Annotated in this window: 14 protein-coding genes; 5 read left to right on the forward strand and 9 right to left on the reverse strand. The window is 50.0% G+C overall.

What is annotated here, in order from left to right; translation table 11 throughout:
- Together AB1552_00530 and AB1552_00535 are read right to left on the reverse strand one after the other, a co-directional pair.
- Positions 1–846 (reverse strand): lipopolysaccharide kinase InaA family protein, encoded by an 846-nt coding sequence (locus AB1552_00530; GenBank protein MEW6052262.1) that lies wholly within the window; start codon positions 844–846, stop codon positions 1–3.
- Positions 824–1906, reverse strand: coding sequence for a glycosyltransferase (locus AB1552_00535; GenBank protein MEW6052263.1), 1083 nt, complete (start codon positions 1904–1906; stop codon positions 824–826). Before AB1552_00535 ends, AB1552_00530 begins: the two co-directional genes overlap by 23 nt.
- A 237-nt stretch (positions 1907–2143) precedes the next feature.
- Between AB1552_00535 and AB1552_00540 the strand changes: the two genes are divergently transcribed.
- Together AB1552_00540 and cysC are read left to right on the forward strand one after the other, a co-directional pair.
- Complete coding sequence (locus tag AB1552_00540) at positions 2144–3082, forward strand: sulfotransferase (GenBank protein MEW6052264.1); 939 nt, start codon at positions 2144–2146, stop codon at positions 3080–3082.
- A 57-nt stretch (positions 3083–3139) separates the two neighbouring features.
- A complete protein-coding gene (gene cysC, locus AB1552_00545) occupies positions 3140–3745 on the forward strand; it encodes an adenylyl-sulfate kinase (protein MEW6052265.1) in 606 nt (201 codons plus the stop codon).
- Between the two features lie 5 nt (positions 3746–3750).
- On the opposite strand, the gene AB1552_00550 is transcribed toward cysC, so the two are convergent.
- Together AB1552_00550 and AB1552_00555 are read right to left on the reverse strand one after the other, a co-directional pair.
- Positions 3751–5460: an ABC transporter ATP-binding protein gene (locus AB1552_00550; protein ID MEW6052266.1), complete on the reverse strand. Its 1710-nt coding sequence runs from the start codon at positions 5458–5460 to the stop codon at positions 3751–3753.
- 62 nt (positions 5461–5522) lie between these two features.
- Positions 5523–6260, reverse strand: coding sequence for a DUF3108 domain-containing protein (locus tag AB1552_00555; protein MEW6052267.1), 738 nt, complete (start codon positions 6258–6260; stop codon positions 5523–5525).
- A gap of 50 nt (positions 6261–6310) precedes the next feature.
- On the opposite strand from AB1552_00555, the gene hisA reads away from it, so the two are divergent.
- Together hisA and hisF are read left to right on the forward strand one after the other, a co-directional pair.
- Positions 6311–7033, forward strand: a complete 723-nt coding sequence (gene hisA / locus AB1552_00560) for a 1-(5-phosphoribosyl)-5-[(5-phosphoribosylamino)methylideneamino]imidazole-4-carboxamide isomerase (protein ID MEW6052268.1) — start codon at positions 6311–6313, stop codon at positions 7031–7033.
- Positions 7033–7914 (forward strand): imidazole glycerol phosphate synthase subunit HisF, encoded by an 882-nt coding sequence (hisF, locus tag AB1552_00565; GenBank protein MEW6052269.1) that lies wholly within the window; start codon positions 7033–7035, stop codon positions 7912–7914. Before hisA ends, hisF begins: the two co-directional genes overlap by 1 nt.
- 7 nt (positions 7915–7921) lie before the next feature.
- Here the strand turns inward: hisF and AB1552_00570 are convergent, their stop codons facing one another.
- The 3 genes from AB1552_00570 to AB1552_00580 form a co-directional block, all read right to left on the reverse strand.
- Positions 7922–8923, reverse strand: coding sequence for a hypothetical protein (locus tag AB1552_00570; protein MEW6052270.1), 1002 nt, complete (start codon positions 8921–8923; stop codon positions 7922–7924).
- A gap of 36 nt (positions 8924–8959) precedes the next feature.
- On the reverse strand, positions 8960–9955 hold the full coding sequence (gene rfaE1, locus AB1552_00575) for a D-glycero-beta-D-manno-heptose-7-phosphate kinase (protein ID MEW6052271.1): 996 nt from the start codon (positions 9953–9955) through the stop codon (positions 8960–8962).
- Between the two features lie 309 nt (positions 9956–10264).
- On the reverse strand, positions 10265–11677 hold the full coding sequence (locus tag AB1552_00580) for an alginate export family protein (protein MEW6052272.1): 1413 nt from the start codon (positions 11675–11677) through the stop codon (positions 10265–10267).
- Between the two features lie 525 nt (positions 11678–12202).
- On the opposite strand from AB1552_00580, the gene AB1552_00585 reads away from it, so the two are divergent.
- Positions 12203–13393: a DUF401 family protein gene (locus AB1552_00585; GenBank protein ID MEW6052273.1), complete on the forward strand. Its 1191-nt coding sequence runs from the start codon at positions 12203–12205 to the stop codon at positions 13391–13393.
- Positions 13394–13482: 89 nt separating this feature from the next.
- Here the strand turns inward: AB1552_00585 and AB1552_00590 are convergent, their stop codons facing one another.
- A complete protein-coding gene (locus AB1552_00590) occupies positions 13483–14418 on the reverse strand; it encodes a transporter (GenBank protein ID MEW6052274.1) in 936 nt (311 codons plus the stop codon).
- Positions 14419–14699: 281 nt separating this feature from the next.
- Entirely contained in the window at positions 14700–16145 is a 1446-nt protein-coding gene (locus tag AB1552_00595; protein MEW6052275.1) for an RtcB family protein, read from the reverse strand.
- Between the last annotated feature and the right edge of the window lie 71 nt (positions 16146–16216).

Below are 16216 nucleotides of genomic sequence, written 5' to 3' on the forward strand. Positions count from 1 at the left end.
TTATCTCCGAACCTTGCGCACATGTCGTTTTCTGGTCATCCGGATAATTTCATGGATCAGGCCTCTCTTGCGGGAAAGAAGTCCCGGATTTTCCATGACATAGGCATTGAAAAACCTTAACCTGTCGGTTCTCGTAATATGCGGCAGGAGCACCATATTAAGCTGCACGAGATTCTTCAGTCTTTCCCTTTCGGGAATGGTCAGGTACGCCCGGGTCCTTTCATTGTCAATAAAGAAAAACTCCGCCGCAGAACCGGTGCCGCTGATGATGATATTGCCGACTCTCAGGTCTCCGTGACAGATACCCATTCCGTGGAGGCGTCCGATTGCATGGCCTGCGGCTTCAAGAAGGGACCGCTTCTCCGCCACTATCTGCGCCGTGACCGGCAGCGGGAAATGCGCCTGAAAATACTGATATGTCCTTTCTCCGGGGACTCCCTTGGTGATCAGGAAATTTCTCCGGACAAGACAGCAGGTCTTTTCAATGCCGTGGGCAACCGGAACAGGCGTCAGAAAACCCTTTTCGAGGAGCATCCATCCTGCCCTGTATGCGCGCTGACTCCTGGCAACCCCCAGAAGTTTCATCAGTTTGTCCTTTATTCCTCTGTTCAGGTACTCTTTAAAATAGAAGAATTCCCCGGTCTCCGGGTGCTGAAACCTCAGGACATTCGAAAACTGGGAACTTTTCATCTGCATGCCCTCCTTCCGGCTGAGAAGAAAGGGTATCTTCTCCTGAAGCCAATCTCTGTCACACTTCTCTGCAAAAAGGATACTCAGTGATGCGCCTTTTCCCGGCGTCATTTTTACCATCTCGCCGGCAGCGCTATTTTTTCCGGTAGTCTGCATGAACCGACAAGAAGAAAGCAGAGAGCTTCTCTGCCCTTTTCTCCCAGCTGAATTCATCGGCTGATGTATACGCGCCGATTGCAAGAGATTCTGCAAGGGCACGGTTATCCAGCACAAGGGAAATCTTTTCCGCAAGATCTTTGGGATCCTCCGGTCTGGCAAGGATTGCATCCCTGCCTTCCGTGACTTCCTCCCGGACCGACGGCAGGTCAACAGCGACGATAGGTTTTCCCATTGCCATGTATTCATACAATTTTGTATGCGCAGCATACCGCCTTTTCCCCCTGTCCAGTGCGCAGATAACCATCACGTCCGACTTCATGGCTTTTTCCATTGCCATGCGCGGACTGACAAAGCCGTGAAAATCGACTCTTTCTGCAACGTGAATCTCGGCCGCAAGCATTCTCAGCCTGCGCAGATCCTTTTCGCCGCCGCCGATAATACTCAGCCGCGCTTCGGGTATATATCTCAGTGCCTCGATGAGGATATCAGCACCCTGCATCGGATACAGCTGCCCGATGTAACCAATGATGCGCTGAGCAGACTGCGCATGCCGAAACGGGATTTTTTCGGCTGCCAGGGGAACCTTTGCAACCGGTATCCCCTCAATCCCGTAGGTCTCCCTGAGGATATCCGCGAACGTATTCAGAAGGACAACAATGCCGTCTGCCCTGCGGAATACATAGTGTTCGTTCGGGTCCTTTTCGGGGCAGGTGTCATAGAATTTCTTTATCTTCATATCATGCACTTCAATGACAAAGGGCAAATTCAGAAGTTTTTTGAATCTCAGAAGGAAACGGGCAAGCTTGATCTCCCTCAGGTAAATGATATCAGGAGCCTGCGCGCCTTTTTTGAGAGACAGGATTTTCAGGAGAGAGAAATAATTGAAGATGGCATGCCAGGAAAAAGGCTTTCCTCTCAGCATCGGAACCTGCACAATTTCCATTTCAGGGACAGGCGCTATCCCGTAATAGGAAAAAATGTCGTCATGTCCTGCGGGTCTTCCGGTGATGATCTTTACCCTGTGACCAGCCCGTGCAAGGGCATAACACGTTCTCATGATAACAATATCATGAGCCTTCCCTCCCATAAGACGCTGATTGTGAAGATAAATGATGGATAAAGGCTGTTGTAATCCTATTTTCATAGAATCGGGTTCGCAGGCAGTACTGCGTGTATAGCCTGATTTGAACGGTTCAATTATACTATAAAGGATATTGTATTTGCATAATCACGCGTTTTTTATCCATAATGGAGAGTTCATGAGCGAAACTCTCTCAGTAAGATACGGGATATTGTGTTACCGGTTTTCATAAGCGGACATCCCCGGAGCGGCACGACCCTGCTGGGGGCGATGCTGGGGGCTCATCCCCGGTGTATCTGCACGCCGGAGTCCCCTTTCAAGGCGCGGGTCTTCCGGAACTTGGGGAAGAAAGGGAGTGCGAAAATTGACATTGCCACCGCCTTCGCCATGATCAGGAACAGCTGGAGATTCAGGGTATGGAACCTTGAAATACCCCCCCCTGTTCCGGGCCCTGAGGTCGGTTCTTATCCTGACCTCATACTCTGGCTTGTGAAGGGCTATGCAGAAAAAGCGGGCAAGCCGGACGCTCATGTCTGGATTGACCATACCCCCGCGAATATTGAGCATGCGGATATCCTTACCGGGCTTTTTCCTGATGCAAAATTCCTGCACATCGTTAGGGACGGAAGGGCAGTTGCAGCCTCTATTATGCGCCTGGACTGGGGTGCAAATACCATAGACAGGGCCGCTGTTTCCTGGGTCAGAAAGGTCTCTCACTACCTTGCGGCGGAATCTGTCCTGGGACATGAACGGATCATGCAGGTGAAATATGAGAAACTGATCCGGCAGCCTGAACAGACCCTCACAGATATATGCCGGTTTGCCGGCATTGACTTTCAGGACGGGATGCTCAGGGGGACCGGATTCAAGGTGCCGGCGTATACCGCATCACAGCACTCACTCCTCGGCAAAGCGCCTGAGGTCGAAAGGATACACGCATGGGAAAAAGATTTGACGCCGAGGCAGGTCGAGATATTTGAGAGTATCGGGGGGAACCTGCTCCAGTCACTCGGATATTCCCTGCGATACGGAACGGCCGCAAGAAAAATGAACATCGCGGAGCACGTTGTCTCCGGCATCGAGGAGACCATCCGGGGGAAAATAGTCAACAAACTCAAGCGCCGCAGGAGGATCAGGAAGGGGATTGCCTGAACTCCCGCAAGATGGCGACATCATACTGCATGAAAGGAGGCTTCCCGTAACAGAGATATGGAGAATACGACACACAATACCATCACACACAAAAGCAAGGTAACCAGAGAAGACAGATGGAAACTGAACAGACACCGTTCTTCCCTTGTCTGGATCACCGGGCTGCCCGGTTCCGGAAAATCGACCATTGCACATGAGCTTGAGCACAGGCTCATGCAGGAAGGCGTGAGGACATTTGTGCTTGACGGCGATAATGTCAGACAGGGCCTGTGCAGAGACCTGGGGTTTTCGGCTTCTGACCGGAAGGAGAACCTCAGGAGGATCGGGGAAGTCGGAAAACTGTTTGCGGATGCAGGGATACTGACGATAGCTGCATTTGCCTCACCCTACAGGGCCGACAGGCTGATGGTAAGACGGATGTTCGGGGAAGGTGACTACATTGAGGTGTATCTGAAATGCCGCCTTGAGGTATGCGAGTCGAGAGACCCCAAGGGAATGTACCGGAAAGCCCGCTGCGGTGAGATTCAAAACTTTACCGGGGTATCAGACCCCTATGAACCACCGGAGAACCCGGAGATACTCCTTGAGACGGATACGCTGAGTGTGGGGGAGAGCGTAGCCAGAATACTGCATTTCCTGCAAGAGAAGGAACTGATACGCTGACCCCGCTAAGAAAATGCGTTGTACAGTTCCCTGTATGTGGCATTTTTTTCGATCAGGTCTTCATGCCTGCCGATGTCCGCTATTTCCCCCTTATCAAGGATCAGGATTCTGTCCGCGTGCCTGATTGTGGACAGCCTGTGTGCAATGACTATAGTTGTCCTGCCCTTCATGAGCATATCGAGCGCCTTCTGAACGAGGGCCTCCGAAACCGAATCGAGCGAGGACGTTGCTTCGTCAAGGATGAGGATCGGGGGGTTCTTCAGGATTGCCCTTGCGATCGCAATCCTCTGCCGCTGGCCGCCTGAAAGCTTCAGCCCTCTATCCCCGATAACAGTATTGTATTTTTCAGGCAGTTCCCGGATAAATTCGTCTGCGTATGCCATTTTCGCGGCATACAGTATTTCTTCTTCTGACGCTCCCTGTCTGCCGAACGCAATATTTTCCTTTACCGTGTCATTGAAGAGGATAACGTCCTGGCTCACGATGCCTATCTGTTCCCTGAGAGAACGGAGTTCGATTTCTTCGATATTTATCCCGTCTATCTTCAGCACACCGCCTGAGGGACTGTGAAATTTCGGGATCAGATCAACCATGGTTGACTTGCCCACACCGCTCCGTCCGACGATTGCAATGATCTCTCCCCTGTGTATTTCCAGATTCACCCCTGTCAGCACCGGGATATTATTCCCGGGAAAAAGAAACGAGACGTTTTCGAACGCTATGGACTTCCTGAAACTGTCCAGTTTTTTTGCGCCTCCCTGCTCGTGCTGCACGTCAGTAAGCGCATCAATCCTCTCGATGGACGCCCTTGATTCCTGCAAGGTGCTGTAAGCCTCTCCCAGCTTTTTAATCGGTGAAAACATCAGATAGACCGCGGCAAGGATAGACCCGAAATCGCCTGCGGTCATCACCCCGTCCCTGATCATCATTCCGCCGTATGCGAGAACCGCAGCTATTCCGGTCCCGGTTACCACATCAATGACAAGTTTGGTGAATTCCTTCAGTCTTATCACCCGCAGAAGCTCCCGGTAATATCTCTGGTTGTCAGCCCTGAATCTTTCGCTCATGGTTTGTTCCCGGTTAAAAATCTTGATGATCCTTGCACCGAAAACGCTTTCTCCTATTCTGTGAGTGAGAAATGAGAGCTTTTTCTGTGCCTCTTTTCTCTGCTTTTTTACCCCTCTACCGAACTTTCTGGTACTGTAGGCAACGAGCGGCAACAGGATGAGGCTCAGGAGCGTCAGATCCCATTTTCTGTAAAGCGCTACACTCAGGAGAAACAGGACCGTGGGGACTTCAATAAAAAATGTTTTCATGACATCAGAGATCAGCCCGTTGAGCAGCTCGACATCATACATGACTTTTGATGTGATCACTCCCGAGGATTCCCTGCTGAAATATCCTACCGGCAGGTTCAGGATATGGTTATACAGTCGCGTCCTCGTTTCCCTGACAAGTTTCATCCCCGCAGACTTCATTAGGTAGGACTGGCCGAAACTCAGGAACCCCTTTATCGTGAAAAGCAGAAAAACCCCTACCGCAAGGAGTATGAAGTACTCGTACTTTTTCCCGACTATTACTTCGTCGATTGCAGGCTTCACCAGCCACGCAATCGCACCGGTTATTCCGGATACCGTTACGCTCAGGAGAATGCCGGCAAAGATTCTCGGCCAGTAGGGTCTTGTAAGTTGAAGGATCTTCTTCAGAATCTGCATGGCTGCTACATAGTATATACAATTGCCTGATTATAGAAAAGTAACCGGGGGGACAGGAAACCTTAGTATATGCCCTGAACCAGGGTTGCGGTGATATGTCCTACCGCAACTTTTGTCTGCATCATCACGGGGATATGCTTCGCGTCATCGGTGAGCCAAATGTATATTTCGCCTTTCCTGGAGAAGATCCCTTCCGACTGCATTAAGGGCTGGACCACAACGGTGTTGAATGTCCCGACGGGCAGGCGTACTTTTTCTTTCCTCAGAACCTTTACTTCGACATTCCAGACTTTCTTGCTATCGAAAACGGTTACGTAGACAGACTCTCCCACCACAAGCCTGAGGGTTCTGAGGTAATAGAAACTCGCTATCGGATCCAGCACAGAGGCCGGCACCGTATACTCCTTTTTCTCTTTCTTGAGATAGTCAGTGTAATAGGCCCTGTTATGCTTATGGTTGAAAATTACCTCCTTGTCCCTCCTGTGTCTCCCCTCCCTGATTTTTATTCGGTAGTTTTCGGACTGTCCGAAAGACGAAACCGAGGGGTTCACGGCGAGTGTGCTCTCGATTCTGTCATCAACCGTATAAAAGACCGATACCCATTGTGCTGACCGTGCGGTGGAGATGATTTTCATCTTTTCCCCGGTATTCTTCATTTCGAGTGAGGCGGTACCCGCCTTGATACCTGTCCAGGTAAGGTCATACACAAATCGTTCAGGAATCTGAAACGGTTCGGCGGACGCGGTCACAGCAATCATTGTCATGAATAACATGCAGAATACCATCGTTCTTGAGAACATGTGCTCCTCCGGTTGTCAAAGACTGTATTTCTTTTATGTTATATTAATTGATGCGCGTTATTCCAGCGATAGATTTGAAAGACGGCAATTGCGTAAGGCTGCTCCAGGGAAAAAAGGATGCGGTCACGGTGTATTCGGATAACCCGGCAAATACCGCACAAAAGTGGGAATCCTGCGGGGCGAAGCTGCTTCATGTCGTGGATCTTGACGGCGCGTTTTCAGGCAGTCAGAAAAACCTCAGCGCGATCACGCAGATCAGGAAGTCGGTAAAGATTCCCCTGCAGGTCGGGGGCGGAATCAGGAACATGGGCAACCTCATGAACCTTTTCTCGGCAGGCATCGACCGGGCCATCATTGGAACCGCTGCAATAGAAGACCCTGAATTCCTGACGGATGCATGCACAAAATATCCCGGCAGGGTGCTGATAGGCATCGACGCAAAAGACGGCATGGTCGCAATTAAGGGATGGGAGGAAGTTACCACGCTCAAGGCAGGCGAATTGGCGAATCGTCTGGAGACCATGGGAGTGGCCGGCATTATCTATACGGACATCAGCAGGGATGGAATGCTTACCGGTCCGAATATAGAAGCTACACGGGAAATGGTCAAAAGCGTCGGAATCCCTGTCATCGCATCAGGCGGAATCTCCGGAATAGAGGATATCAGGAATTTGCTGCAGATAGAGGGACTTTGGGGCGCGATCACCGGCAAGGCAATCTATACGGGATCACTTGACCTCAGGGAAGCCATCAGTATCGCAGAGGGCGCGTGATGTTGGCCAAACGCATCATACCGTGTCTTGATGTAAAGGATGGCCGTGTGGTGAAGGGGGTCAGTTTCGTCAACCTCCGCGATGCAGGTGATCCGGTCGAGAATGCAAAATTTTATGATGATCAGGGTGCGGATGAGCTGATATTTCTCGATATTACCGCGTCGCATGAAAAAAGAGAAATCATCCTCGAAGTTGTCAGGAAAACCGCAGAGGATGTATTTATGCCACTTACCGTCGGAGGAGGCATCAAGACGCTCGATGACATCAGGGCCCTCCTGAATGCAGGATGTGACAAGGTGTCAATCAACACAACAGCGGTGAAGGACCCGCATTTTATCAGCAGGGCTGCGGAAAAGTTCGGAAGCCAGTGTATCGTTGTCGCAATTGACGCAAAAAGGGCAGGTGCTGATTTCTCTGACGCAACCGGTGAAGACTGGTTTTCCGATCCTTCCCTTCAGGAAGTCTGTCTCGGTCCGGCCGCCTCCCCCCCCGTCGTCTCTGTGCTTTCTGGAAAAGGGGAAACGAACGGATTGACATGGGCCATCTCCACGCACGGCGGAAGAATGATGAAGATGATCGACGCAGTGAAATGGGCAAAGAAAATGGAAGAACTCGGTGCCGGGGAGATCATGCTGACGAGTATGGACAAGGATGGCACAAAGGACGGATATGATATCGAACTCACCCGTGCTATTTCCGAATCAGTGTCTATCCCGGTAATCGCTTCGGGCGGGGCAGGCAATCTTGAACATCTCTACGAGGCGCTGGCCGAAGGAAAGGCAGATGCGGTACTTGCTGCATCCATTTTTCATTACAGGGAATATACGATAAGAGAAGCAAAGGAATTTCTGCGTGCAAGGCGAGTTCCTGTGAGGCTGTAACGCTCTCTTATGAGATGCGCAGTCTTTCAAGGGTCTCCCTGCCCGCCGGAGAGACTTTCATCCTGACCGTCATCCCCTCCTTCGTGATTGTCACTTCCACCTCAGGGAGATGTTTTGCATCAGAGTATCGTGCGCAAATGCCTGCCGCAGTCTTCAGGGCCTCATCGGAAAGCTTTCCGGTCACCAGAGTTGTCGGACTTCCGGCTGCCTCTACTTTCATAATACAGTCGTGATCTGACGATAAAGACTCAATGACGGAGTTTTCGGTCGCATCCCGTCCGACAATGATTTTGCATTCAGGGGAGAACCTGAAATGTCGCCCTGTCCTCAGGAGGTCAATCTCTCTCCTTGCAGGAAAAGGCGAATGCAGCAGCAAATCTCTGAGTTTTCGGGCATAGTTCTGCTCCGTGAGAAGACAGCCGCCGGCGGGTGCCGGATAATCCGTAAGGCCGAACTCCTCTGCAAGCGCCATCTGCGGCTTTCTCGACCGGCCGCTGAAACCGTAAAGCTTTTCTCTGTCAACTACCCCCCTTGCCTCCGGCAGGGTGATTTTCAGAAGATGCGCACTGAGCGGCCTCATCACAAGACCGGGAACCCCTGCCTCTTTGTCGATATGATACAGTATTTCCTTTCTCTGGCTCATCGGCCTCTGGCCGAGCACCTCGCCGGTGACGATAAAATCCGCTTCCACCTCAGCGAGGAGTTCTTTCGCCTCTCTGAGCATAAGGATCCTGCAGTCGATACACGGGTTCATGTTCTTTCCATACCCGTGCGACGGGTTCCTGACCATCTCGATAAACTGCTCACCTAAACGGCATGTCCTGACATGAAAATCATATTTCGCTGCAACTGCCGATGGGTCTCTCAGCGGCGAGGCTCCATCAGAGACCGCGCAGTCAAACGGTGTCAGAAATTTTATCGCTTCTATCCCGATCCCCTGTCTTCGCATGATCAGTATCGCAAGGGTACTGTCGAGGCCACCTGAGAGTAATGCGATTGCTTTTCCCATAATAAATTATTAATTAATGAATCGGACGAGAAAGCGTCAGGCGAAAGAAGATTCTCTGACCTGCAACCCCTGATAGGTTTTCAATGAGCTTTTCAACTGATCCGGAGTGACTACTGCTGTTCCGACTTCACCAACCACTATCCCGGCTGCATGATTTGCGATGACTGCAGATTCTTCCATGCTCGCGCCTGCTGAATACGCAAGAGTAAATGTTGCGATGACAGTATCTCCGGCACCCGTGACATCGAATACATTCTTTGCTGCGGTAGGGATATGGACTGCCCTGTCCTTCTGAAAAAGACTCATGCCATGCTCGCCCCGTGTAATCAGTACCGCGCCGCATCCGAGTTTTTTCAGGAGTGCCTTCCCTGCCTTTATCAGGGACTTTTCATCCCTGATCTCTATGCCCGAGGCACTGGACGCCTCATGCAGGTTCGGCGTGACGAGAGACACTTTCCGATAGCAGTGGAAATGGCCGATCTTCGGGTCGACCGCGACAAAGATTTTTTCCGGCTTCGCCCTTTTCAGCACTGCCTTGACAAGTTCAGCCGAAACCACCCCCTTTTTGTAGTCAGAGACAATTACTGCATCATGCAGAGGAATTTCCCTCTGCAGATATTCCATGAGATTATTGAGGAGTTTTCCCTCTACCCTGTTTTTGTCCTCCCTGTCGAACCTCACAACCTGCTGGCTGTGCGCAATGACCCGCGTTTTCATTGTCGTGGGCCGTGAGCCGTACAACACGCCCTCACTCCTCAATCCTCGTTCTGCAAGCATACCGCTGAGGATTTCACCGCCCCGGTCACGACCTGCCACACCCGCTACGGTTGCGTGGCCACCGAGTGAGGCGATATTATGCGCCACGTTTGCTGCCCCGCCAAGGAGATAATTTTCACTGGTTACCTCCACAATCGGCACCGGCGCCTCCGGGGATATCCTGCTGACCCTTCCCCAGATATACCGGTCAAGGATCAGGTCTCCGATAACCAGTATCTTCCTGTTTTGTATCCCGCTAAGGATTCTGCTGTACATACTCCCTTTCGTTACGCTCACTGCATACGAAAATCTTTCCCGGATTTGCAGTTCGGCAAATGGCGGCACTGATTGACAGCATGTCATTTCTCATATTCGTCCGGTGAGAAGTCCCGAATCCGAAAGATTCCGAACATTTCCGGGACAGCACCTTGCACATGCCCTATCCGCCATGTTTACCATACAATTTCATGAATGACACTGCGGGGTAAAAGCAAAATTCAGTTTATCAGAAAAGAATCGGAAAAGACAATAAAAAGGGCGGGTCTGCACGACCCGCCCCTGTCAAACAGCTACATGACGCAATGATTAGAAAGTAAGCGATAATCCGTGAACTGCCATTGTGGTGGTCTTTTCACTGATGTCAAATGCGTCCTGGTAAAAATCGTTCGGCTTGAATACACCGGCTTCGATGAAGTAGGTGAGGTTCTTGGCAAGCTTGTAGGATATCTTGGTGTCAATTTCCCAGCCGATATTCTTGTTTACGCTCTCGCCTGTTTCAGCTTCCCAGAGATCGGTCTTTGATGCCCTGAGGAGGTACCCGTCGAGCGAGATGCTGAGCTCTTTGAGCGGCTTAATATCAAAGCCGAGGTTGTAAAACGTGGTGTTGGCAATTCCGGTGCCAAGCTCGTTTCCGGTGAGCACCTGGTTGTGTGCTGCGGTTTTGATCAGGCGCTCATAAATAGATGTGTAATGGGCAAACCTTGCGACCGGTCCGGTCCCGTCACCAGGAGTTGTTACCACAGTCTGGAACTCTTTGATGTCGTTGTCTTCAGCATCACTGTCACCACTACCATAGGCAAAAGATGCCCTGATATTGACCGGGTCGAGCATATAGCCGAGCTTCGCGATCGCGCCCCATCCCTTGAATTTCATATCTTCTTCGGTCGTCATTTTGATCTTGCCGAACTGGAAATCAGCCTCTGCTGCATAGCTCAGACCTGCAATTTTACCATTGCCATGCACTGCAAAGTTGTAAATATTGAGTTCTTCAGGATCTTCGCCTGCGACATCGCTCTTCACCCAGGTGAAATGCATGCCAAGGGTATTGTCCTTGTCAAGCATGTAGGAACCGACAATACCGTATGCATCAAGGTCATCGGAGTGGCTGATCGTGCCGGGAGATACAGAACCTTCGTTCAGCTTCAGAGTGTGGAGTACGAGATGAAGTTCTTTCATCGGGTCTACCCACACGAGGATCCCGTCTGTACCGAACCTTGAAGTGTCGAACCAGATTTTCTCACCAAGGGTAATAAGGGTATGGCCGAGTTTTACACCGGCTGGCATGCCAAGAAGGCCTGAACCGGTATACTGCATCCATGCCTGACGGATAACGACCCTTGAATTCGGTTTTGAATCCAGGGAGCCCCAGTAATACACGCCACTGGTGTCTGAGGTATCGCCTGCCGCAGTTTCGAGTTCCACATATGCCTGAACGTTGTCGGTGATTTTTGCATCAACCATCAAGTATACGTTAGTAAAATAAATCGCCTCAGAATTTGATTCAACCGGGAGGAGATAATCGCCTGAGTCTGTCTCAACTATGCCTACATTGTGGTCGTACCATCCCCTTGAGATGATTTTACCGCCCAGGGTAATCTTAGAACCGCCCGCGGAGATTACTGTCTCCTGGGGCTGATCCGGTTCATGGATCGCATAGGCAGTAACAGACAAGCTTAAAATAAAGATTACTCCAAGTAATACTGCCAGATATTTTCTCACTTGTTAACCCTCCTTAATTTAGATTGCAGAGTTTTTAATCCTCTTCATTCTATCGCCGCCAATGACGGCCTTACTCTGTATATCTTCTCTGAAATTATGATAACTCGATTTATCACCTCCTCTTCAAATAGTTGGGGCCTTCACCGAAGGCCGTCTGCCATCTGAATGCTCTTCTATGCTTCCTAACGTCTTTTTTTTTCAAAATAAATCTGCAAAATTTATATCATTACTCGCACAAATTTGTCAAGAAATTTCTCTCACTCCCTGACAGGTTTGTCAAGCTTTTCCGGAAATAAAAGCAAGAAAGAGGCCAGATGTTTCATGCCATTCAGGGGCGCCGCAGCAACGTTACAATATATTGAAATCATTAGAAAAAAGTATTTGCTCAAGAAAATAAGCATCTGCATGTATGCATACATGCGATCAGACGGTTCTGTATCCTTTTTACCACAGGTGTGTAGATTATATGTCTCATCAAAAACCCTTGTTCTGCCAGCAGAAAAAATGGATATGCTACAATGATAAATGCAGGATTTACTAAAGATATCCCTTATCTTTGCGCTCATACTGATACTGCTGAGAAAAAAAATCCACATTGGTCTCGTTATGCTCATTGCCTCTGCCGGACTGTTTCTGTTTTACCGTATGCCATTCGCCTCGATAGGTGAAACAGTGCAGCAGGCTATCCTCAGTCCAGTTACAATCAAATTGCTCCTTGCCCTGTCGTTCATCAGGATTTTCGAGATGATCCTCAGGGAGCATGCCGTACTTGCGGATATGATGAATGCCGTGAAAGCACTATTCAGGAACAGAAAGATCGTTACCGTTTCGATGCCTCTGCTGATAGGGCTTATGCCTTCAGTAGGAGGAGCGTATTTTTCCGCCCCGATGGTTGCAGAAACAACGAGTGACATCAGCATAAGCCCCGAGGAAAAAGGATTCATCAACTACTGGTTCCGACATCCATGGGAATTTATCCTTCCGTTGTATCCCGGGATACTCCTTGCGTCAGCCATATCCAGAATAGAGTTGTACGACCTCATTACCGTCAACCTCATTTACGCAGTACTCATGCTCATCACCGGCTTTGTCTTTTCAATGCACGGGATGAAGGGTTCGGTTGAAGCGGCAGAACATGCACCAGGAAAAAACCTGTGGAGTTTCCTGCCGTTCGTTGCTGTCCTGCTGCTTGTGGTGGCATTCCGCATTGAGCTGCATTATGCCCTAATAGCTGTTGTCCTGCTGTTGCTCATCTTTTACCGTTACAGTCTGAAGGCTATGTTTGCGGCTTTCAGACACGGGTTCTCTGCTGACGTCATCTTCCTGATAATCGGGGTGATGTTGTTCAAGGAAGCGATGGAGCATTCAGGCGCTGTCATCAACCTGAGCAGGTTCTTCCTCAATGAGGGGATTCCTGTAATGCCGATTCTGTTTCTCCTTCCTTTTATTACCGGGATACTTACCGGCATAACAGTTGGTTTTGTGGGTGGAACCTTTCCCCTCTTAATAAGCATTGCGGGACATGCTTCGGCCGGTGCAATATCTTTTGCATTCGTATCCGGATTTCTGGGCGTCCTTCTCTCTCCCGTGCATATCTGCCTTGTGCTGACAAGGGAATATTTCAAGGCCGATCTGTGGGGAATGTACAGGCTGATGATTCCGGGATGCATCGTGATTTTCGCAAGCGCCGTTCTGGCATACCTCATACTGCAGTAAAGAAAAAAAAGGAACCCGTATCCGGCTATCCTGATGCGGGTTCCTTCAGCAAAACAACTGATTAATTCCCGTGCCCGTTCCTTCCCAGATTAAAAGGCATACACCAGTTTAAACCAGACTTTGTCGCCTTCCGGCTTGTTCTCGACACTCATCTCTTTCTGATACTTGAGGTTCAGGGTCACATTCTTGTGGTCATACTTGATCGACGGACCGACAGCGAACACCTGCCCTTTGAAGCCGCCCGGGACCTCGTCTCCGTCAATTTCATCATCGGTGATCTGTTTGTAGTAATACCCGCTCAGACCAATTCCCCATGAATCAAACTTATACCCGACGAGATAGTCAAAATGGAATTCCTGCCCGGATTTGTAATCAGTGTCACTGTTTTCCGTATTGAAGTCATACATGAACTTGCTTGATACCTCGAACCCGCCGTCACTGACATAGGTAAAGGCAATGATTGGTTCAAACGTCCAGTAATTCCTTCCGACATTTGCCAGGTCCTTTTTGTCGAACTTCCCGGTCGGGATATAGACATCAACTCCTGTGGCGGCATGGAAGTTCTTTGAATGCCAGGAGAGAATAAACGGGTTCACAATAATGTCTCCGAGGCTGAACTGGTCATCGCTTGTTCCCATCATTTCAACATCCATATACACGAGCGGAACAAACACATGCATTCCCCAGAAACCGCCGAGGATCTGATGTTTGGTGACATGGATCAGGCGGAAGGTATTGGCGACAACACTCAGATCGAAATCCGGGTCCGGGCCGTCCTCGACCTTGAACTTGTCGGCAGAATAATACGTGAGATAGTTCAGGAAATAGGTGCCGGGAGGAGGAACAGCTCCGGCCATAAAACACTCGGCCCCGTTTGGATAGGCGCCACCGCCAAATTCAGTGGCGGATACGTCTTTCTGCGTCATGAGCAGGACACAGAAAGCTGAAAACACGATGCACAGCACTGTCAGATATTTTCTGAATTCCTGAGAAAAGATTGCTTTGCTTGCGAATGATCGTTTCATTATGCCTCCTTTGATTTTGTTCCAGAAAACCGCCTCTCTCCGGTACGTATACTTTCCTGAGATCTTCACCTCCCTCCCCTTTGAGGGGCTTGAATTGTCTGAATATTTTTCAAGGAAGGTAACATAGATTATCCGGAACGGTCTAATAAGATTAATTAATAAATTTATAACATAAGATATAAGAAGAGGTTTTGCAGATACTGCGGACTGCGGGTTTCGTGCAGATATATCCTGCGGAAAACGATAAGGAGAGGCAACAGGAGAGACAGAAAGATTTTTCGCTATCCCTTGATCACACCGAGAGGCCTGAGCCTTACAACTTTTCTGGAAATGCCTGCATTATGGACAACATCCACGACATTCGAGATGTCCTTGTACGCCTCCGACATCTCCTCTGCGAGTGTTTCACGACCGGCGGCCCTGACAATTATCCCCTTGTCTTCCATTTCCCTCCAGATCGCGCGTCCTTTTGCCTTTTTTATCGCCTGGTGCCTCGACATAACTCTGCCCGCCCCGTGGCAGGTCGAACCGAACGTCTCCTGCATCGCCTTCTCGGTGCCAAGGAGCACATATGATGCTCTTCCCATATCACCCGGTATCAGTACCGGCTGGCCCGTGGCCTTATAGATTGCGGGTAATTCAGGGTGGCCGGGAGGGAATGCTCTCGTAGCACCCTTTCTGTGGACAATCAGTTTCATGGGTTTTCCGCTTACGGTATGTTCCTCTATTTTTGCGATATTGTGTGCAACATCATACACGAGTCCCATCCCGAGCTGTCTCGGAGAAAGACTGAATACCCGGGAAAACGTCTCCCTTGCCCAGTGCATGATACACTGTCTGTTTGCCCAGGCATAGTTTGCCGCAGCTCGCATTGCCGCAAGATAATCCTTTGCCTCGGGACTTTCAAACGGAGCGCATGCAAGTTCCTTGTCAGGCAGTGTTATGCGGTATTTGCCCGCAGCCCTCTCCATCACCTCGAGAAAGTCCGTACAGACCTGATGACCGAAACCACGCGAGCCCGTGTGAATCATTACAGTAACCTGATCCCTGAAAAAACCGAGGCTGCCAGCCGCTTCTTCATCATAGATCTCATCGACGTACTGTATTTCGAGGAAATGATTTCCTGATCCCAGGGTCCCCTGCTGTGCCCTGCCCCGCTCATATGCCTTTTTGCTGATCAGGGAGGGGTCCGCTCCATCAATGCATCCGTTTGATTCTGTCTTTTCGAGGTCTCCGGCATCTCCAAACCCCTGTTCAACAGCCCAGCGAGCGCCTTTCCGCAGTATCTTTTTTTCGTCTTCCGCATTGAGCCGCACCTTGCCTTTTGAGCCGACACCTGACGGAATCTCATTGTACAGGACACTTATAAGGTCTTTCATCTTCGGCAGGACATCTTCCTTATTGAGGCTGCTTCGCAACAGGCGAACCCCGCAGTTGATATCGTATCCGACGCCACCCGGCGAGACGATTCCTTCCTTCAGATCAAATGCTGCAACCCCGCCGATCGCAAACCCGTAGCCGGTATGGACATCAGGCATCGCCATTGATGCCCCGACAATCCCGGGCAGCATTGAGACGTTCGCAACCTGGTCTACCGACTGGACTTCCAGTTCCTTCTCAAGAACATCATCGACGTAGATGATTCCCTTAACCCGCATTCCCTGCCGGTAGTCAACCGGAATCTCTATCCTTGTACCGTCTATTCTCCTCAGTTTCTCAAAAGACATGGGGTCCCTTTCTGAAAATTCAGGAATTCCTTGTGGTTGTAATAATTCATTTTTTATTATATACATTAATC

The organism is Nitrospirota bacterium (assembly GCA_040754395.1).
Taxonomy (GTDB): Bacteria; Nitrospirota; Thermodesulfovibrionia; order Thermodesulfovibrionales; family SM23-35; genus JBFMCL01.